29 protein-coding genes, 4 pseudogenes and 1 riboswitch are annotated in these 24,011 nt (G+C 42.1%); of the genes and pseudogenes, 4 read left to right on the forward strand and 29 right to left on the reverse strand.

Annotated features, from left to right (window positions below; genetic code table 11):
• Positions 1–144 precede the first annotated feature (144 nt).
• From resE to scpA, 12 genes are all read right to left on the reverse strand, one after another.
• A complete protein-coding gene (resE, locus tag MHH79_RS11495) occupies positions 145–1,914 on the reverse strand; it encodes a sensor histidine kinase ResE (RefSeq protein ID WP_063335247.1) in 1,770 nt (589 codons plus the stop codon).
• Positions 1,911–2,633 carry a DNA-binding response regulator ResD gene (gene resD / locus MHH79_RS11500; protein WP_032726061.1) on the reverse strand — a complete coding sequence of 241 codons (723 nt, stop codon included), beginning with the start codon at positions 2,631–2,633 and terminating at the stop codon, positions 1,911–1,913. The genes resE and resD overlap by 4 nt, the downstream gene beginning before the upstream one ends.
• Positions 2,634–2,713: 80 nt before the next feature.
• Positions 2,714–3,889 (reverse strand): cytochrome c biogenesis protein ResC, encoded by a 1,176-nt coding sequence (resC, locus tag MHH79_RS11505; RefSeq protein WP_047182822.1) that lies wholly within the window; start codon positions 3,887–3,889, stop codon positions 2,714–2,716.
• Positions 3,890–3,908: 19 nt separating this feature from the next.
• Positions 3,909–5,537 (reverse strand): cytochrome c biogenesis protein ResB, encoded by a 1,629-nt coding sequence (gene resB / locus MHH79_RS11510; RefSeq protein WP_063335248.1) that lies wholly within the window; start codon positions 5,535–5,537, stop codon positions 3,909–3,911.
• Entirely contained in the window at positions 5,534–6,073 is a 540-nt protein-coding gene (gene resA / locus MHH79_RS11515; protein ID WP_003230513.1) for a thiol-disulfide oxidoreductase ResA, read from the reverse strand. The genes resB and resA overlap by 4 nt, the downstream gene beginning before the upstream one ends.
• A gap of 94 nt (positions 6,074–6,167) precedes the next feature.
• Complete coding sequence (gene rluB / locus MHH79_RS11520) at positions 6,168–6,902, reverse strand: 23S rRNA pseudouridine(2605) synthase RluB (RefSeq protein WP_004398815.1); 735 nt, start codon at positions 6,900–6,902, stop codon at positions 6,168–6,170.
• 91 nt (positions 6,903–6,993) lie between these two features.
• Positions 6,994–7,530, reverse strand: coding sequence for a spore maturation protein SpmB (spmB, locus tag MHH79_RS11525; RefSeq protein ID WP_003223896.1), 537 nt, complete (start codon positions 7,528–7,530; stop codon positions 6,994–6,996).
• 4 nt (positions 7,531–7,534) lie between these two features.
• Positions 7,535–8,125, reverse strand: coding sequence for a spore maturation protein SpmA (gene spmA / locus MHH79_RS11530; protein ID WP_004398980.1), 591 nt, complete (start codon positions 8,123–8,125; stop codon positions 7,535–7,537).
• Positions 8,113–9,261: a D-alanyl-D-alanine carboxypeptidase DacB gene (dacB, locus tag MHH79_RS11535; RefSeq protein ID WP_015384002.1), complete on the reverse strand. Its 1,149-nt coding sequence runs from the start codon at positions 9,259–9,261 to the stop codon at positions 8,113–8,115. The genes spmA and dacB overlap by 13 nt, the downstream gene beginning before the upstream one ends.
• 121 nt (positions 9,262–9,382) lie before the next feature.
• A complete protein-coding gene (locus MHH79_RS11540; RefSeq protein WP_014477219.1) occupies positions 9,383–9,922 on the reverse strand; it encodes a YpuI family protein in 540 nt (179 codons plus the stop codon).
• 54 nt (positions 9,923–9,976) lie between these two features.
• On the reverse strand, positions 9,977–10,570 hold the full coding sequence (scpB, locus tag MHH79_RS11545) for an SMC-Scp complex subunit ScpB (protein ID WP_003223904.1): 594 nt from the start codon (positions 10,568–10,570) through the stop codon (positions 9,977–9,979).
• Positions 10,560–11,315: a segregation/condensation protein A gene (gene scpA / locus MHH79_RS11550; protein ID WP_003246108.1), complete on the reverse strand. Its 756-nt coding sequence runs from the start codon at positions 11,313–11,315 to the stop codon at positions 10,560–10,562. The genes scpB and scpA overlap by 11 nt, the downstream gene beginning before the upstream one ends.
• A gap of 280 nt (positions 11,316–11,595) precedes the next feature.
• Here scpA and MHH79_RS11555 point away from each other — a divergent pair, with 280 nt between their 5' ends.
• Positions 11,596–12,120: a DUF309 domain-containing protein gene (locus MHH79_RS11555; RefSeq protein ID WP_047182824.1), complete on the forward strand. Its 525-nt coding sequence runs from the start codon at positions 11,596–11,598 to the stop codon at positions 12,118–12,120.
• A 13-nt stretch (positions 12,121–12,133) separates the two neighbouring features.
• On the opposite strand, the gene ribT is transcribed toward MHH79_RS11555, so the two are convergent.
• From ribT to lepB, 7 genes are all read right to left on the reverse strand, one after another.
• Entirely contained in the window at positions 12,134–12,508 is a 375-nt protein-coding gene (gene ribT, locus MHH79_RS11560; RefSeq protein ID WP_003223910.1) for a GNAT family N-acetyltransferase RibT, read from the reverse strand.
• Positions 12,509–12,620: 112 nt separating this feature from the next.
• On the reverse strand, positions 12,621–13,085 hold the full coding sequence (ribH, locus tag MHH79_RS11565; protein WP_003223915.1) for a 6,7-dimethyl-8-ribityllumazine synthase: 465 nt from the start codon (positions 13,083–13,085) through the stop codon (positions 12,621–12,623).
• A gap of 32 nt (positions 13,086–13,117) precedes the next feature.
• Positions 13,118–14,314, reverse strand: a complete 1,197-nt coding sequence (locus MHH79_RS11570; RefSeq protein ID WP_003230496.1) for a bifunctional 3,4-dihydroxy-2-butanone-4-phosphate synthase/GTP cyclohydrolase II — start codon at positions 14,312–14,314, stop codon at positions 13,118–13,120.
• 14 nt (positions 14,315–14,328) lie between these two features.
• Positions 14,329–14,976, reverse strand: a complete 648-nt coding sequence (gene ribE, locus MHH79_RS11575) for a riboflavin synthase subunit alpha (RefSeq protein WP_015483397.1) — start codon at positions 14,974–14,976, stop codon at positions 14,329–14,331.
• Positions 14,977–14,986: 10 nt separating this feature from the next.
• Positions 14,987–16,072, reverse strand: coding sequence for a bifunctional diaminohydroxyphosphoribosylaminopyrimidine deaminase/5-amino-6-(5-phosphoribosylamino)uracil reductase RibD (gene ribD / locus MHH79_RS11580; RefSeq protein WP_015384006.1), 1,086 nt, complete (start codon positions 16,070–16,072; stop codon positions 14,987–14,989).
• 129 nt (positions 16,073–16,201) lie between these two features.
• Positions 16,202–16,346, reverse strand: a riboswitch (FMN riboswitch).
• Positions 16,347–16,466: 120 nt separating this feature from the next.
• On the reverse strand, positions 16,467–16,811 hold the full coding sequence (locus MHH79_RS11585; protein WP_014477225.1) for a hypothetical protein: 345 nt from the start codon (positions 16,809–16,811) through the stop codon (positions 16,467–16,469).
• Positions 16,812–17,045: 234 nt separating this feature from the next.
• The gene (gene lepB / locus MHH79_RS11590; RefSeq protein WP_063335249.1) at positions 17,046–17,600 is read right to left on the reverse strand and encodes a signal peptidase I; all 555 of its coding nucleotides are present in this window, start codon (positions 17,598–17,600) and stop codon (positions 17,046–17,048) included.
• A gap of 250 nt (positions 17,601–17,850) precedes the next feature.
• Between lepB and MHH79_RS11595 the strand changes: the two are divergent.
• Positions 17,851–18,091 (forward strand): annotated as a pseudogene (locus tag MHH79_RS11595) (hypothetical protein).
• Here the strand turns inward: MHH79_RS11595 and MHH79_RS11600 are convergent.
• The 4 genes and pseudogenes from MHH79_RS11600 to MHH79_RS11615 form a co-directional block, all read right to left on the reverse strand.
• Positions 18,034–18,240: a zinc ribbon domain-containing protein gene (locus MHH79_RS11600; RefSeq protein ID WP_003230483.1), complete on the reverse strand. Its 207-nt coding sequence runs from the start codon at positions 18,238–18,240 to the stop codon at positions 18,034–18,036. The pseudogene MHH79_RS11595 and the gene MHH79_RS11600 overlap by 58 nt on opposite strands.
• Before the next feature lie 119 nt (positions 18,241–18,359).
• Entirely contained in the window at positions 18,360–18,500 is a 141-nt protein-coding gene (locus MHH79_RS11605; RefSeq protein WP_251217748.1) for a lipid A 1-phosphatase, read from the reverse strand.
• Between the two features lie 5 nt (positions 18,501–18,505).
• A complete protein-coding gene (locus tag MHH79_RS11610) occupies positions 18,506–18,895 on the reverse strand; it encodes a hypothetical protein (RefSeq protein ID WP_063335251.1) in 390 nt (129 codons plus the stop codon).
• Positions 18,873–19,089 (reverse strand): annotated as a pseudogene (locus tag MHH79_RS11615) (hypothetical protein). The gene MHH79_RS11610 and the pseudogene MHH79_RS11615 overlap by 23 nt, the downstream one beginning before the upstream one ends.
• A 372-nt stretch (positions 19,090–19,461) precedes the next feature.
• Between MHH79_RS11615 and MHH79_RS11620 the strand changes: the two are divergent.
• Positions 19,462–19,608: a DUF1259 domain-containing protein gene (locus MHH79_RS11620; protein ID WP_100506331.1), complete on the forward strand. Its 147-nt coding sequence runs from the start codon at positions 19,462–19,464 to the stop codon at positions 19,606–19,608.
• Positions 19,609–19,769: 161 nt separating this feature from the next.
• Entirely contained in the window at positions 19,770–19,982 is a 213-nt protein-coding gene (locus MHH79_RS11625) for a spore germination protein (protein ID WP_003230479.1), read from the forward strand.
• Positions 19,983–20,123: 141 nt separating this feature from the next.
• Here MHH79_RS11625 and MHH79_RS11630 read toward each other — a convergent pair.
• The 6 genes and pseudogenes from MHH79_RS11630 to MHH79_RS11655 form a co-directional block, all read right to left on the reverse strand.
• Positions 20,124–20,375, reverse strand: a pseudogene (locus MHH79_RS11630) (peptidyl-prolyl cis-trans isomerase); the annotation flags it as partial.
• Positions 20,376–20,903: 528 nt separating this feature from the next.
• Positions 20,904–22,079 (reverse strand): annotated as a pseudogene (locus tag MHH79_RS11635) (recombinase family protein); the annotation flags it as partial.
• A gap of 136 nt (positions 22,080–22,215) precedes the next feature.
• A complete protein-coding gene (locus MHH79_RS11640; RefSeq protein ID WP_224067154.1) occupies positions 22,216–22,422 on the reverse strand; it encodes a hypothetical protein in 207 nt (68 codons plus the stop codon).
• Positions 22,423–22,527: 105 nt separating this feature from the next.
• Positions 22,528–22,968: a peptidylprolyl isomerase gene (locus tag MHH79_RS11645; RefSeq protein WP_069487289.1), complete on the reverse strand. Its 441-nt coding sequence runs from the start codon at positions 22,966–22,968 to the stop codon at positions 22,528–22,530.
• A gap of 34 nt (positions 22,969–23,002) precedes the next feature.
• A complete protein-coding gene (locus MHH79_RS11650) occupies positions 23,003–23,218 on the reverse strand; it encodes a DUF3961 domain-containing protein (protein ID WP_340034429.1) in 216 nt (71 codons plus the stop codon).
• 244 nt (positions 23,219–23,462) lie between these two features.
• Entirely contained in the window at positions 23,463–23,909 is a 447-nt protein-coding gene (locus MHH79_RS11655; protein WP_340034431.1) for a hypothetical protein, read from the reverse strand.
• Between the last annotated feature and the right edge of the window lie 102 nt (positions 23,910–24,011).

The raw sequence follows: 24,011 nt of genomic DNA on the forward strand, positions 1-24,011 counted from the left end.
TATATTACGAGTAACTGGAATTTGGAAGGGAATTTATATTAACATATCCTTAAATTTTATTAATGTTAGCTATTAAAAAAACACCCGCTCAGTCAGCGGGTGTTTCTTATGGAACAAGATTCTTCGGCAAATTCAGACTCGATTTTACCGTTTTGTCGGAATATAAAAAGTAAATGTTGTTCCTTTATCTATTCGGCTGTGCACAGTAATTGATCCGTTGTGGGCTTCCACGATATTTTTAACGATAGCCAGCCCTAACCCGGTTCCTGCTCTGCCCCTTGTCCGCGCTTTATCTGCCTTATAAAACCGCTCAAAGATAAATGGCAGATCTTCTTCCGGTATGCCGGACCCGGAGTCTTTGATATCAATTTTCAATCCATCCTTTACAGAATGGACTGAAATGGAGACACTGCCGCCGGCTGAAGTATGTCGCAGCGCGTTATCAATCAAATTGGTAAATACCTGCTCCATCTTGTCTTCATCAAACAGAAATTCCTCTTCTGTGAGAGAAATGTCATGATGTAAAGCAATATTTTTTTCTTTCGCAACACCCGAAAACTTCCGAATGATCTTTTCTAAAAACTCATTCACATTGATTTTTTCATAATGTAAGCCTGTATGGCCTGATTCCATTCGGGCTAAATCAAGTAAATCATTAACTAAACGGCCCATTCGGAGCGATTCGTCATAAATGATTTGGGCAATTTCTTTCCGGTCTTCTTCAGAGCTTGCAATGTCATCGACAATTGCTTCACTGTATCCCTGAAGCATGGAGATCGGTGTTCTCAGCTCATGACTGACATTTGCGATAAAGTCCTCCCGCAGCTTATCAAGGCGGCGTTCTTCTGTCATGTCACGCAGTACGGCAACCGCTCCTCTGACGTGCGATTCCGCATAAAGCGGCGACATCAAAAGCACCCATGATCTGCCTTGAAGCGTCATCTCAATCATTTGTTCTTTTTCAGTGCTGACAGCGTTTTGAAACAGCTCTTTTGCTTCAGGCGGAAGGTTGTCGCCTTCTTTAATATTCATGTTCTGTTCATAATACCAAGCCTGAAGAAAACGTTCAGCCGGCGGGTTGGTCACAAGAATCGTACCGTCAATATTAATGGTAATAACCCCGTCAGCCATACTGCTCAAAATGTTAGAAAGCTGCTCTTTTTCTTGATTGAGCGCATTGATATGAAAGTTAAGCTGCCGGCCCATTTGATTAAAGGCGGTCGCCAGTTCACCGATTTCATCCTGAGTTAAAATCGGGATTTTTGTATCGAACTTGCCCTTCGCCAAATCCTGCGCGCCTTCTCTCATTTTTCGGAGAGGGTATGTGACCCTGCTTGATAAAAAGAATGCGAAAAATGTGGTCAGCACAATCGCAATTCCAGCGGCAAGAAAAATATAGCGGGTCGTATGTTTTGTTGTATCTTTAACGGCAAGCAAAGACTGGGATAAAAAGACCATGCCTTTCTTTCCGTCTTTTTCATACGGGACACCTACAATCAGGCGTTCATTATCCGTGTCTGTATCGCTCAGTCCCGTCCGTTTGCTTACTTTTTTATGATCTTGGAGAGCTTTATTTAAGTCTTTGTCATGCTGTATTTGCTCAACCGTAATAGACGACAGGCGATTTTTATCATTCGGAGAATACCAGTGGTTCTTCTCATCCTGGATGATGGCAATGCTTGTTAAGTTATCAGCGAGCTCCCAAGTGATTGACCTTGCCAGTGCCTGGTCCTCGTGATTTTCTAGGATGACAGCAACTTTATTCGCAAGCTGTGTTAAATCATTCTCGGCTTCTTCCACATGGTAGTTTTCAATAAACTCCAGCAAAAGAACCGTTAAAATGAACAATACGATCAAGACGAGTGAAAGGATCGTAAACCACAGCTTGCCTACTACGCTTTTCCAAAATTTCATTCAGCGCCGACCTCAAATTTATAACCTACACCCCATACGGTGACAATTTTTTTCGCAGCTTCCGGAGATACCTTGTTCAGCTTCTCTCTCAAGCGTTTGACGTGAGTGTCCACTGTCCGTAAATCACCAAAAAACTCATATTGCCACACTTCTTTCAGAAGCTTTTCCCGATCATACACCTTGTCAGGCGTTTTCGCTAAGAAATATAGAAGCTCATACTCTTTTGGCGTCAGGCTCACTTCTGTTCCATCAGCTGTTACGCGGTGAGCATCATGGTCTATGGACAGATGTGAAAACACGAGCACATTTTTCGTCGGTGTATTGGCATTGAAATAAGAGGTTTGGGATGCTCTTCTCAAAAGGGCCTTTACACGCAGCACGACTTCTCTCGGGCTGAACGGCTTAACAATATAATCATCTGTTCCCGCTTCAAACCCCTGCACCCGGTTTGCTTCTTCTCCTTTTGCGGTCAGCATGATAATGGGTGTCGCTTTTTTTTCGCGAATTTGCCGGCACACTTCAATTCCATCAGTCCCCGGCATCATCAGATCAAGCAAAATTAAGTCATAATTGGCTTCTAGCCCTTTGGTAATGGCTTCATCACCATTTTCAGCTTCATCTATAGCATAATTTTCACGTTCAAGATACATTCTTAAAAGGCGGCGAATTCTGGCTTCGTCATCAACTACTAATATTTTTGTTTCGTTCGTTTGGTCCATGTTTTCCCCCTGCTTTCCTTCTGTTACTTTCATTTTATCAAATCGTGAGAAAGTTTGAGAACTGTGTCGCTTTCAAAGGACTATGCATAAGAATGAAGTCCGGCAAGCACAAGATTTACGAATATTAAATTAAACATAATAATAGCAAAACCGATTACGGCCAGCCATGCTGACTTCTCACCGTGCCAGCCTCTTGACAGTCTTAAATGCAAGTAAGCGGCATAGAACAAAAATGTGATCAGCGCCCATACTTCCTTAGGGTCCCAGCCCCAAAATCTGGTCCACGCCAGCTGAGCCCAAATCATTGCAAAGATCAGCGCGCCGAGTGTAAAGATCGGAAATCCGATTGATACGGCCCTGTACCCAACCTCATCCACCAGATCAAGATTGACGTTTTTCACCAGCGGATGTAATAGAGCGCTGATTCTTTTTCTGATGATCAGACGGAGAGCCCCATACAACACAAGACCTGCTCCAAATGACCAAATGACAGTGTTCACTTTTCTGCCTGAGAAAAGCGCGGGAAGATCAACAAGCGGTTCCATTCTTCCTTCGGTCAAAAGCTCTCCCTGATGCGGACCGACAAGCGCGGGCATTTCGTACACCATCACGCTTTTTTCTTTACTTTTGTCCACCCAGTTAAACTCCGCTTCATAGCCTGCAAGACGAAATGCTGATGTGATTGCAATAAAGGCGACGGTTGTGACCAGGATAAACATAATCGCTTCAAGCCAGAAGGTCTTTTTGCTTGGCTTTGTCTGGTCTACATGCTTCAAAAGAAAGATGACACCAGCGACAAAGCTGATGGCAAGTATAGCTTGCCCAAGCGCGGCCGTTGTTACATGAATATACAGCCAGTTGCTTTGGAGCGAAGGAATTAAAGGCGAGATATCTGTCGGAAACATGCTGGCGTAGGCAATCAGCAATAAAGCAATTGACAGCGTAAACAGGCCTAATGAAGGCAATCTATAGAGAAAATAAAGAATGATAAACGCCAAAACAAGCATCATACCAAAAGCGGTGGTGAATTCAAACATATTGCTGACCGGCGCATGGCCGCTGGCAGCCCACCTTGTGATGAAATATCCAAGGTGGCAGAAAAAACCGACAATAGAAAGGGTGATTCCAATGGTGGCCCATCTGTTTGGCCTGCCCTTTTTATCTTTATTCCCGCGTATGGCCCCGCCGAAAATCGGGACAGCGATTAAATACACAAGAAAGGCCGCATAAAGAAAATTTCCGCTCAGCTCTGCCATGACATCACTCCCTTTTCGCCTATTTCTGTGTTTTGATTAATTCTTTTTGGTCCGCCGGTTCAGTCAGTCCGGAATCAGCCAATATAAATGCTAAATCCTTCTTCAGGCCAAACCAGTTTTTATTGGTATGCCCCGCTACCATAACTGCGCCGTCCTGTGAGTGCAGCCAAATTCTTCGATGCTGCCAGTACATACCTTGAATGACACCGATCATAAAAATGGCTCCGCCGACAGCAAGCACCCAGAGTGTCAGATCCTTTCTGACTGTAAGTCCAGTAATGTTTTTCGTTTCGACATGGTCAAATTTCAGCTTGTATTTATTATTGCCTGATCCTTCGATGGTTTCTTGGATGGCGACAAAGCTCTTTTCGCCTTTCGGTTTGTCCGGCGTTATGATATTAAAGACAAAAGCCGGATTGTTAGGGATCTTTGTTTTTGTGCTCGGCTCTCCGTCCTGATTAAAATAGAAGTCTGGCAGGTAGCTGGCGATTTCCACCTTGTAACCGTTGCCAAGATCATAGACCGAATCTGGATCCAGAAGGTTGATCTTCAGGCTCCCAAAGGATTTTTTTGTTTTTTTATCAATCAGCTGGAACACCATTTGGTCAAGCTGATTCTCTTTGTAATCCACTTGGTAAACGGAAAAAGAATCAAAACGCAGCGGCTGATTGACACGGATGTCTTCTTCTGTTACTTTTTTCAGCTTCGGCTTCTCGCCATAAACAATTTTTCCTTCTCTCTTGTAGAGTACGGCATCGGTTTGAAAGTTCTTTGCCACTCTACCGTCCCCGACTCTGTCAATGGCATCTGCAAATACCTTTTTTTCCGTTTTGCTGTTATAGGTCTCTACGCTGAATTGATTGTTTTTCAAATAATATTTTCCGTCTGTACCTGGAATTGCTGCGGTTTCGCCTTCTCTGACCCAAAGCGTCTCATCGACGTACATGCCAGGCACAAATCTCAGCATCGCACCAATCAGAAAGATGATCAATCCAATATGGTTGACATACGGGCCCCAGCGGGAAAAGCGTCCTTTTTCAGCAAGAATGCTGCCCTCTTTTTCTCTGATTCTATAATGTTTTTTCTTTAATAGAGCAACTATCTTTTCTTTCGATTCCCCGTTCAGTACAGTAACCGTTTCACTGAACAAGCGCTGCCTTCTTAAAAAAGCCGGGCTCCTTCTGACGCCTTGGTTTTTTAACGCTCTGTACAACGGAATGACCCGATCAAGGCTGCAAATCACGAGTGAAATGCCGATCGAGGCAATGAGCAGCAAATACCACCAAGAACCATATAAATGATGAAACCCGAGCAAATAATAAAGCTGGCCGAACGTGCCGTACTGCTCCTTGTAATAAGTATCAGCCTGTGCGCCCGGAGGCAGATAGGCTTCCTGGGGAAAAATGGTGCCGAACGCTGATGCGGCAAGGGTTATGAAGATAAGCCATATTCCCACCTTAACCGAGGAAAAGAAATTCCAAATTTTGTCGATGATCGTTTTGTTATAGGTTTGTGAACGTCTTGCGCTTCCGTCATATCTCATATCAGCGAGCGGAGGTTGAGTTTCCTGAAGAGCTCTTCCGCACGATTCGCATAAAACGGTTCCAACCGGGTTTATATGTCCGCATTCACATTTGACTTGCTTCATCCCGAAGTCTCTCCGGGTTTTATGAGATTCATATAATCGTGTATCATGCTTTCTGTCATAGTGCCGGTCACCACCTTGACAACTTTTCCTTCCGGATTGATCAAAAAGGTTGTCGGAAGCGGAGATACGTCATAGGCATCAAGCACTTGGCGATCTGTATCCAGAACAACCGGGAAATTGACTCCGTAGGATTTCATAAAATTATGTACTGCTATCTTTGACTCCCCAACATTTACAGCGACAATTTCAACACCTTGGCTTTTAAAATGCTTATATTGGTTTGCCATATAAGGAAACTCTTTTTTGCACGGTTCACACCATGTACCCCAGAAATTCAAAAAAACACCTTTCCCTTTTAAGTCACTGAGCTCGATACGTTTCCCATTCGTATCCTCAAGGACAAAATTCGGTGCGTCGGACCCTTCGGATATACTCTCTTTGCCGGCAAATACAGCGTTGTAAATGGTATAGCCGAGTGCGCAGATTAAAACGAGAAGGATGCCGGTCCGAATGAATAAACGCCTTTTTTTCTTCATTGTCCACTGCCCCCTTCCCCCTATTGCAGATCCATTCAATTATATCATTGCACGTTCATTTCACATTTCTTACTTTTTGAAGGTTATGTGAAATTTAGAAAGCGTTTTTACCGTGATCCGCCAGTGCTCTGAGCCTTTTTACTTCGTGAGGCGTAAGCTCTCTGGCATCGCCCGTGTGCAGGCCTCGCAGGTTTAAAAACGCGTATTCCTCACGCTTCAGCTTGATTACCTCATGTCCGATCGCTTCAAACATGCGGCGCACCTGTCTGTTGCGTCCCTCATGGATCGTTAGCTGAATAATGCTTGTCTGCTTTTTCTTATCCAAAGACAGCAGCTTCGCTTTAGCAGGCGCTGTTTTGCCTTCTTCCAGCCTAATTCCGCGCTCCAGCTTTCTGAGCAGCTCTTTAGGCGGGATTCCTTTCACCTTCGCCACGTATGTTTTGTCTATTTCATACTTAGGGTGCATCAGCTTATTGGCGAATTCGCCATCATTGGTTAAAAGCAATAGACCGCTCGTATCATAGTCCAGACGCCCAATCGGATATATGCGCTGCGGAATATTTTTAAAAAAGTCCGTCACCACTTTGCGTCCTTTATCATCTTGCGCTGCGGAAATAACGCCTCTTGGTTTATATAAGAGAAAGTAAACCGGCTCTTCGCGTTCAACCTTTAACCCGTTTACCTCAATCTGATCAGAACCGGTGACCTTAACACCTAGCTCTGTTACTACTTTGCCATTCACCTTTACTTTTCCTTCTTTAATCAGCTCTTCTGCCTTTCTGCGCGACGCAACTCCGGCATGAGCAATCACTTTTTGCAGTCTTTCCATGTCTTTCACCTCAAGTATTATCTTACTTTTTTCAACCTTAACAAACAAGCTTTTTCAAATTCCTATGCCTAATCTAAAAAAAACGCCGTTTTCAGGCGCTCCCAAATAATAACGTAACGATGATGATAGATGCAACTACGCCGATTAAATCTGCAAGAAGTCCCACCTTTAATGCATCACCCATTTTTTTAATGCCGACTGCTCCAAAATACACAGTCAGTACGTAAAGCGTTGTATCTGTAGATCCCTGCATGACGGAAGCCAGCCTGCCGATAAAGGAATCGGGCCCGTATACTGCAATTAAATCGGTCGTCATTCCGAGTGCGGCCGTACCGGAGATCGGGCGGATCAGAGCAAGCGGCACTACTTCAGCAGGGATGCCGATAGCGGAGAAAACCGGTTTTAAAAGATCCATTATAAAATCAAGCGCGCCTGATGATCTGAAAACAGTTATAGCGACAAGCATTCCGACTAAATAAGGGATAATGGAAAAGGCGATTTCTATCCCCTCTTTTCCGCCTTCGACAAACGATTCATATGTCGGAACCTTTTTGATCGTTCCATAAAGAAGAATTCCGGCAATAATGATTGGAATCATGGCTAAAGACAGCCAGTTGATGATTTCCATCCGCTCACCTTCCCTTCTTTTTGCGGCGGTAATAAAAATACCGATCAATGATAATGGCACCGATTCCGGAAATAAGCGTTGCCAAAATGCTTGGCCCGACGATATCTGTCGGCGTTTTGGAGGAATAAGCCATTCGGACAGCGATCACCGTTGTCGGGATGAGTGTGATGCAGGACGTATTAACAGCTAAAAAAGTAATCATCGACCGGCTTGCTTCCGATCGGTTTCCGTTCAGCTTTTTCATTTGTTCCATTGCTTTAATGCCAAGCGGAGTTGCTGCATTTCCGAGGCCGAAGAAATTCGCCATAAGATTAGATAAAATATAGCCCATCGCCGGGTGATCAGGCGGTATATCAGGAAACAGTTTAGATATAAAAGGTCTGCACATCCGGCTGAAAATATCCAAAAGCCCTGACTGCTCGGCGATTTTCATTAGGCCAAGCCAGAAAACAAGCACGCTCATCAATCCAAATGAGATCGTAATCGCTTCTTTCGCACCCTTAAACACGGCTTCATTTACATCTTGCAGAGTTCCGTTGCACATCGCAAAAACGAGTCCGATCACGGTTAAACTGACCCAAATTATATTGACCATTTTGCTCCGCCTGCCGCATTCAGAAAGATTGATTTAAACGTTTCAAAAAATTGTTTCTTCGGTTTTTGATGACGCTCATTTTCATAATAGATCGGCACTTTTGCGATGGTTGCATCGTTGAACATGATCTCCATGTGCCCTACGATGTCAGGGATTTTCGAGGCATCTTTTTCCCATGCTTTTTTCGGCTTGAGCAGTGTGGTATTAATTTTCACATCTTCTTTTTCCTCTTCGGTCAGCAAATAGGTGATATCACGTTTGATAAAAGCCTTCGATTCATAAAATGTGCCTTTCAGCTTTGGAATATCCCCTTTTTTTGCAACTAAATAGGTTTGATAATGCTCAAACACATAGTTAAACATCTTCATATGGTCATCCCAATCATTAGGGTCATTAATGGTGACGGCTATCAGGTCAATGCCGTCCTTTGAAGCCGTAGAGACCAGTGTCCGTTTTGCAAGTTTTGTATAGCCTGTTTTTCCTCCTGTGCTGTACGGATAAAGCATGGTCAGCAGTTTATTTTTGTTTTTCCATACGCTTTCCATTGTTTCCGCTTTGTATATTTTTGTGCCTGAAATCTTTTGATAGTCTTTCAGCTTCATAGCATATTTTGTTAAAATGGCCATGTCATAGGCTGTTGAATAATGATTTTCATGGTCGTCCAATCCGTGCGGGTTTTGAAAACGGGTGTTTTTCATACCAAGCTGCTCGGCTTTTTGATTCATCATATAAACAAACCCATCGAGGCTCCCACCGACATGCTCAGCAATCGCGACAGCGGCATCGTTTCCTGATCTTAGCATCAGGCCATACACAAGATCTTTTAGCTTCACTTTTTGACCTTCTGTTAAATAAATGGCGGAGCCTTCTGTTCTGACAGCATTTGCCGAAACCGTCACCGTTTGATCCATTTTGCCGGATTCGATGGCGAGGACGGCGGTCATAATTTTTGTGATGCTCGCGATCCGCCTTTTTTGATGCTCATCCTTGGCATATAACACTCTGCCTGACGCACCGTCAATAATGATCGCGCTCTTTGCACTGACATCTATAGCAGCATGTGCTGTATTCACATTTACGGTTGCAATAAGAAAAGAAATCATGATCACGAATACTGCTTTTTTGAAAATGCGCATGTTTGCTCACGTCCTTGTGGTGGTTTGTACAAGTTTATGCGCATGTCCATCAGTTATGAATAACAATTATATTTCTGGAAGCAAACATAAAAAACTCTCCCTGAAAAAGGGAGAGTAAACGTTATCTGATTGGCGCCATGCTTGATCCGGACGCTTCGTAATGAGCCAGCTCTTCCCTCATCTTCAGAAAGGCCGCGCTCAACGGCAATAATAATTGCTCAAGCGACGCAGGAACAGCATGATAAAACTCAATTGCGCTGACCCCTGTATAAGACGCCCGGCTATTTTCACACCACGTGTCTTTTTTCGGCATAAAGAACTCTTCAATGCATTGGTGATACACATTATAAAGTGTTTTTTCCGCTCTGGCTTCCTGAAAAGGCTCCTGCATCAGGAGACGGCGGCACGCTTCTGCGCCTCCTTCACAAAATACTGCCATTCTTCTCAGAGTGCTCAGCACATCACAGCAGTATCCTTTTTCAATAGGCAATTCAGCCTGTAAGGACTCAAGCGTCGTTTGATTTAGGTAATCGTTCACGGTATTGACAACCATTGATAAGAATTCGCCTGTTTTTTGAGTCTGCGCTCGCACAATCGAATGTCCCATTTCGTTTGGTATCTTCCCCTCATGTCTTTGTCTCTCACATTTTGCTTCTTTCATGATAGCTTCTTCCTTATATCTTATGATGATGAAAAAGCGCGATTCATTAAACTTCTATTTTATATCTTCGAAGGTTTGGTTAAAGTTTTCAAAAAATAAATCTGCTTCTTCTTGAAGAACGTCTTCTTCCGCATTTTCAGGCAGCGGCGGAAGCTCGTCCAGCGTTTTCAGACCGAATTGTTCAAGAAAAGTCGGCGTAGTACCGTATAAAATGGCCCGCCCCGGACCATCGGCACGCCCTACTTCACACAATAGCGCCTTCGCGACAAGACTGTGTAAAATCCGCTCTGATTTTACTCCTCTGATTTCTTCAATTTCTGCTCTCGTAATTGGCTGTTTGTATGAAACAATGGCCAGTACTTCTAAAGATGCTTGAGAAAGGCCCTTTGACGGCACTTCAATCAGTTTTTTCAAGTAAGGCGCAAAGTCTTTTTTGGTAGAGAGCATGTACGTATCTGCATACTCAATAAGTTCAATCCCTCGTGTATCTCCGCGGTATTCGTCCGCCACATCCGCCATGATCGTGTTCAGTTCAGGCTCTTCGATTTCAAGCACTGTTAACAGCTGCTTTTTTGTAAGCCCTTCATCGCCTGCCGCATAAAGAAGGGCTTCCACAATAGCTTTCCAATTCACGATATCAAGCCCCATGAATGGATTCACTCCCCGTAATGTAAATATCTGAAAAATTGTGCTCCTGTTCAATGAGGACCAGCTGATTTTTCATCAGCTCGAGAACAGCTAGAAAGGTCACTACTAAATGTTCTTTTTGCTCATATGGAAACAGATCCATAAAGTTGATTCTCGTTCCTCTAGATTTCAAGCTGTGCACGATTTCGTTCATTCTGGCTTCGATTGGTATGTCCTGTCTTGTAATTGTTGTTTCCATCGGCCTGTTAATTTTTTTGCGTTTCAGCACTTTTTGAAAAGCTCCGATCATATCATAGACCGTGACAGAGAGCTTTTGCTCAGACTGTTTTACTTCTTTTGCATATTCACTCAAATCACTCGGCGGTTTCGTGAACGATTTTTGTCTTTCTTCTTCCCGTTCTTTTAAATCCTTCGCCGCATCTTTATATTTTCGATACTCAATCAGCTTTTCAATCAGTTCCTCCCGCGGATCTTCTTCTTCAAGTAATTCATCTTCAAAAAGCTCCTCCTCTTGCTTCGGGAGCAGCATTCTGCTTTTAATGCTGAGCAGCGTGGCAGCCATAACCAAATACTCGCTGGCAATATCGAGCTCAAGCACACGCATCGTATGTACATATAATAAATATTGTTCAGTGATCTTCGCCACAGGTATATCATATATGTCAATTTCAAGACGATTGATTAAATGAAGCAGCAGGTCCAATGGGCCCTCAAACGTATCAATTTTCACTTGATATTCTTCCATCTTCTCACCATTTTCAAGTATCACTCTCATTGCCGGAAAAACTGGCTACCCTATAGTATAAGCCACCAAAAAGCTCTCGTCCAATACTATTTCATTTCCTGTTTTGAACAAGTTGGTACAGAATATTCAAAACACGAGAGGTGTTTGCTCGGAGCGCAGAAGCGGGAGAAAAAGCCTTAGCTTCTGGTTTTCCTTTCTAAGAAGCAATAGAGGCCGAGCGTTCTTTTTTCCTTTTATCCCTTCTATGGTACACTAAAAGCACATTAAAGGAGGAAACACCTTGTATCCGAAAGCTTATATAGATTATCTCGTTGAGTTTCACGCGACACGGGATTATTTTGAATGCCATGAAATATTAGAAGAATTTTGGAAGGAAGATCCGCCAAAGAAACGAAAACGCTATTGGGTGGGCTTTATTCAGCTTGCAGTTGCTTTATATCATCACAGAAGACAGAATACAGCTGGGGCAAAAAGACTGATGGCGAACAGCATCCGGATTCTTCAAGCAGAACACCGGGCAGTCGAAGACTTAGGGCTCGATCATGGCCGTTTGCTCGAACTTATGCAATCGGTTTACGAACAAATCGAAACGGGCTCTGCCTATAAAAGCATTATGCTGCCAATCAAAGATGAAAAACTGGAGGAAGCATGCAGGATCGAATGCAGGAAAAAAAAGTATACATGGGGGCAGCCCAGTGCACTCAGCAACATATTTCTTATCGACAAACACCGTTTACGGGATCGGACTGACGTCATCCGTGAACGTGAAAAAGAAATAGAACGCAGAAAAAAAAGCAGAGACTGATCACAGCCTCTGCTTAATTATTGTATGAAATGTCTTGATCCTGCTGACCTTGACAACGTTCGAAAAAGCTCTGCGTTAATTCATTTGGAACCAGTACTTGCGTTTTGAATAAATGCTTTAAAGCATCCATCATCTGTTTTCCGATTCCTTGATGGCGATGAGAAGGATTCACACTGATATGCCGGATCTCAACCTCAGAATCCTTTTTTTCGACTCCGATTGCTCCGACGATATCCTCGTCCTCTTTCCAAAGAAAGAGCTGGCGGTCTGTATCCGTTTCGTAGTCCTTAATTGTCTGCTGAAGCTGCTTAAGGTCTTTTTCATTCGGCATAAACGAAAGAAGCCCCATCGCAATCTTTTCAAACGATTTTTTATAACGAATTAACATAAAAACCCCTCTATATCCAAAATGTCCAGTCTGCTATTAACGGATACGAATAGGTGATCCGTTTTCTCACATTATATCATTTTCGCCATATTTTTAAACTGTTTTCAGCAAATTATTCAAATGAGCGATTTAAATTTGCCATTTCAATGGCAGAAACAGCACAATCTACACCTTTGTTGCCCGCTTTTGTGCCGGCACGCTCGATAGCCTGTTCGATGTTTTCAGTTGTTACAATTCCAAAGATGACAGGTACACCAGTAGTGTTTGCTGCTTGCGCGATGCCTTTTGCAGCTTCATTGCAGACATAATCGTAATGTGTCGTCGCGCCTCTGATGACAGTGCCCAATGTGATAATAGCATCATATTTTTTTGTTTCCGCCATTTTTTTCGCAGCAAACGGTATTTCAAATGCGCCTGGAACCCAAGCCACATCAATATCATTTGTGTCTACGCCATGTCTGAGCAGCGCATCTTCTGCTCCGCTCAGCAGCTTGCTCGTAATAAAATCATTAAATCTTCCTACTACGATTCCGATTTTAAGACCTGTACCAACTAAATTTCCTTGTATGATATTCATATGATTCCCATCCTTTTTTGTGATATTTGTGATTAGAAATGAAGTAAATGACCTAGCTTGTTCATTTTGGTTTGCAAATATTTTTTATTGTGTTCTTTCGCCTCCATTTGAAGTGGCACTCTTTCTGAAATACTGAGTCCGTAGCCTTCAAGGCCTGCGATTTTTCGCGGATTATTCGTCAAAAGCTTCATATTCCGGACACCGAGGTCGCGTAAAATTTGTGCTCCGATGCCATAGTTGCGAAGATCCGGCAAGAATCCAAGCGCCTCATTGGCTTCCACGGTGTCATAACCTTGTTCCTGAAGCTTATAAGCTTTTAATTTATTGATTAAACCGATGCCTCGTCCTTCTTGGCGCAAGTAAAGGAGAACTCCACGGCCTTCTGCGGCAATTTGGTTCAGCGCGGCGTGCAGCTGCGGTCCGCAGTCACAGCGATGAGACCCAAACACGTCACCTGTGAGACATTCTGAATGCACCCGGACCAATACCGGTTCTTCTCCGAACGGCACCTCTCCCATCACAAATGCGACATGCTCTTTTCCATCTACCTCATTTGTGTATCCATAAACCTTAAATGTCCCAAAATCAGTAGGCAGCGTAATGTCAACTTCACGCTCGACAAGTGTTGTCAGATTGTAACGGTATTGAATCAAATCCTTAATGGTGATCATTTTTAATTGATGCTTTTTCGCAATTTCAATGAGCTCAGGCACTCTCGCCATCGTTCCGTCTTCATTCATAATTTCACAAATGACGCCGGCTCCTGGAGATCCGCAGGCTTCAGCAAGATCAACAGCAGCTTCTGTATGGCCCGCTCTTTTCAGGACACCTCCTTTTTTCGCAATCAGCGGAAAAATGTGCCCCGGACGCTGAAAATCAGATGGCACGGATTTGCTGTCCAGTAATGCTTGAACGGTAAAAGATCTTTCTTGAGCGCTGATACCTGTTTTCGTTTCACGATGGTCTATGCTTACGGTAAATGCAGTGTGGTGAGAATCTGTATTATGCTCAACCATAGGGTGAAGATCAAGCCTGTCTGCGATTTCCTCACTGAGCGGCGTGCAGATCAGTCCTCTCCCATGTGTCGCCATAAAGTTAATGACTTCCGGCGTTGCATGCTCGGCAAGAGCCACAAAGTCTCCTTCATTTTCTCTGTCTTCATCATCTACAACGATGATGACTTCGCCTTTTTTTAAAGCGTCCAGTGCTTCTTCTATCGGATGAAACATGCAAATCTTCCTCTCTAAAAGCCGTTTTCGCTTAAGAAGGCTTTTGTTATGGTTTGTTGGGTCTTATTTTCATTGGCTTTATGCAAAAATCGATACATATATTTTCCGATCATATCGCATTCGATATTCACTTTAGAGCCGATCGTTTTTTCGGAAAAAATTGTTTCGCTGATGGTGTGCGGGATTAAAGAAATCGTCACAGTATCATCTGTCAGGCCGAATATGGTTAAGCTCACGCCATCCACAGTAATTGATCCCTTTAAAACCAATGTTTTTGTTAATGACGGGTCCATTTTTAAATCATAGTAAACTGCGTTGCTTTTCTCTTCAATTCGTGTGATTTCCGCAGTTCCGTCGACATGGCCTGAGACGAAATGACCTCCGAAACGGCCGTTTGCCGCCATCGCTCTTTCCAGATTTACTTTGCTTCCTTTTGTTAAATCATTCAGAGACGTAGCTTTGACTGTTTCAGGCATAACATCCACTGTGAATTGATTTTTTGTAAAATCAGTGACAGTTAGACAAATGCCGTTCACTGCAATGCTGTCGCCAAGATGAACATCCTCTAAAATCTTTGAGCATTTAATTGTTAAGGCCATTGAATGCCCTGCTTTTTTCATGGATTCGATTGTGCCTGTTTCTTCGATAATTCCTGTAAACATGGTCACCATCCTATTCCTTTGTCGGTTTTGCCGTCAGTTTGATATCACGGCCGATTTGGGTTATATCAGTGAATTGTAATAAGGGGACATCTTTCATTGATTGAAAACCTTCACCGGAGATTAAGCTGGGAGCATGCGTTCCTCCGATTAGTTTAGGGGCAAAATAGAAGATGATTTCTTGAAAACAGCCTTCTTTGACAAAGCTTCCGTGAACAGCTGAACCGCCTTCCACATACACCGACATGATGCCTTCTTCCGCTAGGATCTTCAAAACATCGGGAATTTGAATGCGCTCGGTTTCAAGTGTAAATATGTTCACTCCGAAAGCTGAAAGCCGTTTTTTCTTTTCCTCGTCTGCGCGTGCCGTCGTAAAAATCCATGTCGGCGCTATTTGATCGCAAATCACTTTAGCGTCCTCAGGAATCGAGAGTACGGTATCAAGTATGACCCGAACCGGCTGTTTTGTTACATTCGGCAGTCTGCAGGTTAAGCTCGGATTGTCGGCTTTCACTGTGCCAACTCCGACTAAAATGCATTGGTGTGTTTTCCTGTATTGCTGAGCATCCTGTCTTGCAGCCTCTGACGTGATCCATTTGCTGTCACCCGTGCTGGTAGCTATCTTGCCGTCAAGGCTGGCAGCCGCTTTTAGCGTGACGTACGGAAGGCCGGTCCTCATAAAGTGCAGAAATTTTTCATTCAGCCTCTCCGCCTGGTCTGCCAGGATGCCTTCCCTTACCTCAATGCCGGCTTCTTTCATCATGCTGATCCCTCTTCCAGCCACAAGCGGATTAGGATCTCTCATCGCCACGAACACTCTTTTGATGCCAGAGTTGATAATCAATTCTGCACATGGCGGTGTTTTTCCGTAATGGCTGCACGGTTCGAGTGTAACGTAAATGTCGGCACCCTCTGCATGTGCTCCAGCCATATGGATGGCATGAACTTCTGCATGAGCTTCACCATATTTTAAATGGGCGCCCATTCCGACAATTTGTCCGTCCTTTACGACAACAGCACCGACGAGCGGATTGGATTCGGTCTGTCCTTCGCCCTGCTTCGCAAGATCTAATGCCAGCTTCATATAATACTCTTCCATTTGGTTCCCTCCCCTCTTTTGTTATTTACCGTCAAAAAAGCCCCGAATTCATAAAAAATTCGGGGCTTTAGGTATTTTACGCAATAGGAAATAACACTATGCATTTTTGAACCATTTGCATAGCGGTTCATCATCCTTCTCCCATCCAGACTTTCACTGTCGGCTTCAGCTTAAACTGAATCCACCGCGTGCTTATGCACACGGGTCACGGGCTCTAAAGCAAATGTGCTTTACTACCGCCGGTCGGGATTTCCACCCTGCCCCGAAGGATACAATCTTTATTCATTTGTCCTTATTGGCTATTATAGCGATCCTTTTTAAAGTACGCAATGAAATAAACTTACAATTTGAGAAAAACAAAACATCACCCTTCGATCCGAAAGGTGATGTTTTGTTAATCATTCACTTTTGCAACCTTGATTAATCCGTCGATCCGCTTTGATTTGCTGAAGTATGCCTTAATCTTGTCACCTTCTTTTATATCAGATAAATCCTGATTTAATTTTTTTCCGTTGAAGATGATTTTCGTTCCGTTTTCTGCTACTCCATGATACTCTGAGCCGTCAATTCTCGTCACTTTATATTCCTGGATGGTGTATTCCTCTTCTTCCGAGGACAAGGTTTGTCCAATTGCTGTCGGAACATCCTTCAGCTCAACATCATTTATGTACATATAACCGCCTGCAAGTAAAAGCAAAAGCACTAACAGAATGGTAATCTTGGTTTTTATTCTTCCCATTTCTAAACCTCCAGCCAATATGAATCTATTCATTCATATGAGTTATTCCTTTTTTTCATGAATAAAAAACCGTAAATTCTCGTAAATTATTAATATAACGATGCATAACGGGAATATGTTTCACATTTCTGCAAAAATTTCTTTTCTATAGATATACGAATTTATGTTCTGTTTTTAGGGGATGACCGTAAAAAAGATATAAAAAAAGCAGCCCCAATGGGAAACTGCTTGATCCTAATTTGTTTTGCGCATTTCGTTAAACGGGTAGAAAACAAACTTTGACGTACCCGCAATTTGTTTTTTCGTGAAGAGGCCAAGTCCGTTACGGCTGTCCATGGAATTCCGACGGTTGTCACCCATCACAAAATACTTGTTATCAGGCACTTTAACCGGGCCGAAATCATCGGTCAAATGGTCAAAACCGTCCTGTTTCGCTCTCTTTTTATTAGCCGCCAAATAAGGCTCGTCCACCTTTTTCCCGTTGATATAGAGCTGGTCATTTTTCATCTCAACCGTATCGCCGGGAAGGCCGATAATACGTTTGACATAGTGAACATCATCTCCGTTTAACACGACGATGTCTCCTCTATCAAACTCGCCGATGTATTTGACTGTCATATTAACAAAGACCCTTTCACGATCGTGAAGTGTAGGTTCCATGGATTCACCGTCAACGACATATGGCGCAAAAATAAAGTTGCGGATGAGCAAAGCAAGAACGACAGCAATCACAATTGCTTTTGCCCATTCTAATATTGATTTTTTCTTCGAAACATTTTCTGATTTCAACTGATTTCCTCCAATAAACAACGGTCTTCAATTTATGTTATCACGAATCGAAAAAAAATCCCATTAGGACCATTGAAGTGATTTTACAAACTGTTAATCTTCATCTTCTACCCACATCATGCCTATTTTTTTCTTGTCGATCATAACTAGGCCTGCAAATATTGAAGGAAATGAATCGCATAATTCAGAAGCGATGGACTCAGAAGAAAGAGAGTTCTCATATGCTAAATCTTTAGATCGTATATAAGGCATGAGGTTACGAACAGTTTGTTCATTTATCTCCCAGTCCATGATATCCATGGCACTTGACAAAACAATTCACATCAAGAAGGTTACTGGAATGTTTGCGGCAATCCTATTTCACAGGTGATAACCGCACTCCGTTTTTTGCTTTCATAATATGTTTAAAATCATTCAAGCTCGAAAACATGGATCAGCCTCCAAAAAATAAATCCAATATATTCCCGGCAGTTGAAGACTCTTTATTATAAAACTCTGAATATCCGCAGTTCTTACAGTAAACCACTAGAAATCGGTTATGCTGCACGTCAAACAGCTTTGATAATCCCGTGCCGGTTGTGGCTATTTCTTTTTGTCCGGCTTCAGTACTGCCGCATTTTATACAGCCTTTGTTGTCCATATCGCGATCTCCTTTTCATTACATCACGTTTGTTTGATTTATTTTACTACAAAATACCAATCCCAATGAACCATACTACTTTAAAGTTTGCTTAATTTTGATCACCCGTTCTTTACATTCTAATTGGGTTCGTTTCTCAGCTTGGTAAATCTTCTGGAGAAACGGAAAAGCTCCATGACCAAAACATTTAAACCCAGCCAAACACCGCCGAAGGCGTAACCCGCAGCAACATCACTCGGATACTGCTCATTAACGTACACACGGCTCAGCCCGATGAGGAATAAAACGATAATAAACAAAAAAACGCAACAGTTTGCAGACGCACCTTATGAGAATGACGAACAAAAAGATAAGCACAAAAACCAAAAATGACAAATGCCGTTAACGTCTGTTCGCTCGGGAATGGATATAATACATGACTTTCCAAAGGAGCGTGAACAGGATGAAGGGAATGAAAGAGCCGCCTGATTCCCTCTTCATAAAGCTCTCCACCAATGATTAGGAAAAATAAGAAAGAGAGTTCGATTTTCCGGTCTTGCCCTTTGAATACTGTCCAAAGAAGAGTTAGAACAATAACGGCTAACAGAACACCTCTCGACGCAAAAGCTTTCTGAATTGCAGCTGGGCCCAGTCTATACCGGATCCGATACGACATGCTCACTCCCGCACAGCTTCCCAATCCGGCCGCTAACATGCTTAGCACCCAGTTTAACTTTTCTTGAAACACGAGAACACCGGCATAGCCCATCAGAAACTCTCCAGATTCTGGTAAATCTAGAAGCTCTAACATTAAGACAATAAAAAGACGGCATATCCATGCTGTTCAAATAACCCCGTCAAAACTTGCACGTGTTTCTCCTTAAACTTTTTTGTTCTTTTATCATTCCCAATCCACTTTTTGTATAATCAGCACAATTTTATCTTCAGTCGTCCGACAACATTGTCTATGGCGGGATCTTCTCTTCCTATACTCGTCACTCATACATTCTTTTTTGACATAGGAGGAGCAACAGCATGAAATGGGAGGAAATAAAAGATACGCAGGGAGTTTGCCAAAATTTTGGGCAGTTCGTTCTGCCACCGAGTCAGGTGTTTGTTTGCCTACCTCATTCCTTGGCCATTCCCCATTTTTCCCGTTTGAGGTTCGCAATGATAAAGTATTTGACTTAGTTTCGTACATGAAGAGGTAAATTCTTTGCTCACCGAACTAGGATACAGCGCATGACGATTACTGCATTGCATAACCACTGGTTATTTAGTGAGCCGTGTGCAATGTATATGCACTTTGAGTCAGCACAGTATGATCCTATTACATTCGCCAGAAAAGCAGCTGCCGCATTCAGAGTAGTTAAAAGAATAGACAGATAGCTAGTCTTCCGGAAGCTTTAAAGGAGGCGCTTTTTTCGAGCATTTTTATAAATCAATGAAAACAGGCATCTCCTAAATATTTTTGCCATTAAGTTTACGCTAATCAACTCTAGCACTAATACATATAAAAAATAGAATGATATGAAAGGAGACTTGATAGTATGATTGATTATCCTATTAATATAAACAACGTTTCCGGGAACAGTGTAATTAACGTAGGCGGCGCTTTTATGATCAGGCCTTTAACTTTGTCCAAATCTGTGTTTGGCTCCGGAGGTTTAAACACAGGAATTGTCTTTGAAAATAACTTTGTAAGCAAGGCTAAAATGATTAATCATCAATTTACTGATCAAAACGTCACCAAAACTTTTTAATGTATTTATTTGGGGATTGAGAAATCTCCTTCCTTAAAAACCCGGTTTACCAACCGCCATCAGCATTCGGCGGTTTTTTATTGAACATTTTTGGCCAATAAAAAAAGCTTCCTCTTTAAGAGGAAGCCTTTTGCCTGCCGATTAGCCTTCTACGCGAACTTCTTTCATGACATCGCCGTTAGACATGTTTTTCGCGAATTCTAATCCGCTTGTTACTTTACCGAATACAGTGTGAACACCGTTCAAATGAGGCTGTGGCTCATGAACGATGAAAAATTGGCTGCCGCCAGTGTCTTTTCCGGCATGTGCCATAGAAAGTGCGCCCGCCTCATGTGTATGCGGGTTTCCTTCTGTTTCACATTTGATTGTGTATCCCGGACCGCCAGTACCAGTGGGTAGTGGGTCATTAACCCGCCCCTGATTCACAGGATTATAAGCACCCTCAAGAGCTTTCTCAACAGTAATGTTAAACCTGATTACAATGGATTCCTTGCTGATTACAACCTCATCCACTACTTTAGACAACATGGTCTTTCTGCGCTCTAGGCTAATGCAGTTTTTATAAGTCTCTACCCAGTTATCTAACTGATGCTTTAACTTTTCAAGGTCAGTGCTTTTAACCTCTGCCTCTTGTATTTCCTTATTAAGCACATCAATCTTACCAAGCAGCTCAATTTTTTTGCTTCCATACTCCTCCATCTTTTTAGAAACAAAATCTAAACTCATTGAGGATTTACCTGACATGACATCATCAAAAAGGCTCTCTACATTAATAAGAGCTTTGCTGACCTCAGCATACTGCCCCTCTAACTCTTTTAGCTGTATCTTTCTTGAGTCAAGCTCCTCAAAGTCAAAGGAGTCTTTTTCTGCATCAAAAGCATCTAAGTTAATTGTGCTGATGGTAGACAGTACTTTATCCTCAACTTGCTGATCTATTGTGACTGCTCCAAAAGCTCTCTGATTGTGTCCAGCAGGATTATTCTTAGCATTGTGGCAAGTATATTTGTATGTCCTGTACTGATTTACTGTGCCATCCTTTCTCTTATTTTTCTTTACTGAAAAGTCTGCTTTAAGCTTTTTGCCACAATAACCACAAACAGCCATACCTGATAATAACAACTTTGAGGAAGTAGGTACTCTGTTTTTCTGAACAGTAATGACCTCAGTATTCTTGCTTTCTACTACTGAATCCTCACCTGATTTATTTCTTTTATCCATGATCTCCTGTACTTCTTTAAACTGCTCCTTACTTATAACAACTAACTCAGGGTTAAAGGGCTGTAATAACCATCCATCTCTTTTTACTTCTTTTCTAGTGCCTCCTCTATTCCCCACCTCTTTAGAAGTGTTGTACCTTTTATACCCCATATAAATAGGATTTCTTAACATCCTTGTAATAGTGTTGTGTCTCCACTGTTTGCCCCTTTTTTCAACCTTCATTTTATTAAGCTCCTGAGCAATCAGTGCGCTACCTAATGACTTTTCAGTCACCATATCAAAGATCATCTTTACAATCTTAGCCTCATCAGGATTAACAACCAATTTCTTTATTGTCTTATCTTTCTTACTGTTTCTTTTCTTCCCAGTATCCTCAAGCATGTAGCCATAGGGAATAGTGCCTCCAAGGTAAGCCCCTTCTTCATTTAACTGTCTCATAGCATCACTTACCCTCATTGAGGTCTTTTTACTTTCACCCTCAGACTGCCAATACCTTATAAAATTCATTAAGGAGTCTGTATGATTTTGGTTCTTAATCTCGCCTTCTTTAACAGTCCATACCTGTACACCTAGCTCATATAATGAAGCAACATATAGGCTGTACTCCATCTGCCTGCCTAGTCTGTCAGAGTGGTAGAGTAGCAGTATGTCAAACTCTCCCTCTAGTGCCCCCTGTTTTATGACTTTCAATGTATTTCTATCCTCTATAGCTGTTTTATATCCTGAAATTTTTTCTGTTAGTTCTTTTGTTATTTCCCAACCATTTTTCTCAGCAAAGGCATGACATTGGGATTTTTGCAAAGGAATATCATCTCCCTCTGCTCCTTGTCTGTCTGTAGATACCCTGTAAGATGCCCATACTCTTAGTTTAGCTGCCAAAATACTTCCCCCTAAATTATTATTTATGCCTATATCTGTTATCTAAAGGAAAGTATACTATACACTATACTGTAATTCAACTTTTCAACTATATAATATATTGTAAGACACTTTTGAGACAAAACAAAAAGGAGCATTATACCTCTGCTCCTGTTAAGTGATTTCTTATGATGGTCTTTCTAAGCTGAGAAGAAAAGGACTCTATAGCTGCCTGTGACTGCTTAGCATCTTTAGTAAACTCCAAGACAGTAACCCTGCCATTCTCCTTCTCTAAAGAGGTTAATCTGTGATAATCCCCCACATCCTCATATTTATAGGGTTTGCCTCTGTACAGTATGTCCATAAAAGCTCATCTCCCTGAGATATTCTTAATTCTTAGTTAGAGGAGCATTTATTAACTGTGACAGTAACAAAAAAAGAGAGAGCAGTTAAGCCCTCTCCTTAAAGATTATTCAGCATCAAATACTTTTACTTCTTTCATTGTGTCACCATTCTGCATGTTTCTTGCAGTTTCTAAACCTGATGTAACTTTACCAAAAACAGTATGCACACCATTTAGATGAGGTTGTGGCTCATGTACAATAAAGAACTGGCTTGAGCCTGTATCTTTTCCTGCATGTGCCATAGATAGGCTGCCTGCTTCATGAGTGTGAGGGTTTCCTTCTGTCTCACACTTGATTGTTTTTCCACTTCCACCCATACCTGTGCCTGTAGGGTCGCCACCTTGGCTTACAAAGCCTGGAATAACTCTGTGGAAAGTAACTCCATCATAAAAACCTGAGTTAGCAAGGTTCTCAAAGTTAGCTACTGTGTTAGGAGCTTCATTAGGGAACAGATCAAACTCAATTTTTTCCCCATTCTCCATTAATATGTATCCTTTTTTAGCCATGATTATCAATCTCCTTTCAGATAAACAAGCCTCATTATAGCACATTTAGCACCATAATAAACATTAACACTCCCAAACAAAATCCATGTGTGCCATAAAACCATACTTTGTCAGATACAGTCACAAGCCCAAAGTAATCAGATACCTTCTCCAAAACTGATCTATTGCTCAACCTTTCAAGCTCCTGCTGCTGTGCTAGAATCTCCTGATACCTAGTGTCTGTGTATACTCCTGAGTTAGTTCTAATCATTACAGCCACTCCCCCATTGCCACTATAATGCCTGAAAGGATAAGGCTGAAAATTATGGTATCCCAGTTCTCTCTAATGAATCCAAACATGACAAAACTCCCTTATTTAAAATGTAATACACTATACTGTAACCATACTCACAAAAAACAACAGAGCAATCCTGCTCCTTAATTACATTATCATATAATACACTATACTGTAAAGTAATTTTCGAAATAAAAAGAGAGCCATAGCAGCTCCCCTACTAGAGGGCTGATACCTCTGCACCCTCATAAATATATGGCATTTCTTTAAAGTCATACTTTTTAAGATCATCAATACTTTTCAATGTGGCAGTTATGCTGTCAACAGCAAACAAACCCAGTTTTAAAGGTTTAGGCACAATTAAAATTATTGGCTTTCCCCAAGCCCAAGCATAACCAATAATCCAACCTAAGGAAACTGATGGCTCATCTGCAAGCAATACTAATCTGTCTACTCTTTGAATGCCATTTCTACAGTATTCCAAGTACTCACTTACCCAGTCATGTTCTTGTACTGTGTTTTTAAAATAAGGAGTCATTTCTTTTCTAAGTGTTATTAATTCTATACTGTGTGGATTTTTCAACAGCATATTTTCAGCTTGCTCAAGCCTTGTCCTTCCTTGGGCAGTGTGCATATCTCCTATAATAGCTACTTTACAGTTACTCATATTCAAACCTCCTAACTGCATTTATATAGGACATATATACCCCTACCATAACTGACAAAACATGAAACTGTATTACAGTATTTTGAAACTCTTTTGAGACAT

The sequence above is a fragment of the Bacillus sp. FSL K6-0993 genome, from assembly GCF_037977205.1.
GTDB lineage: Bacteria > Bacillota > Bacilli > Bacillales > Bacillaceae > Bacillus > Bacillus subtilis.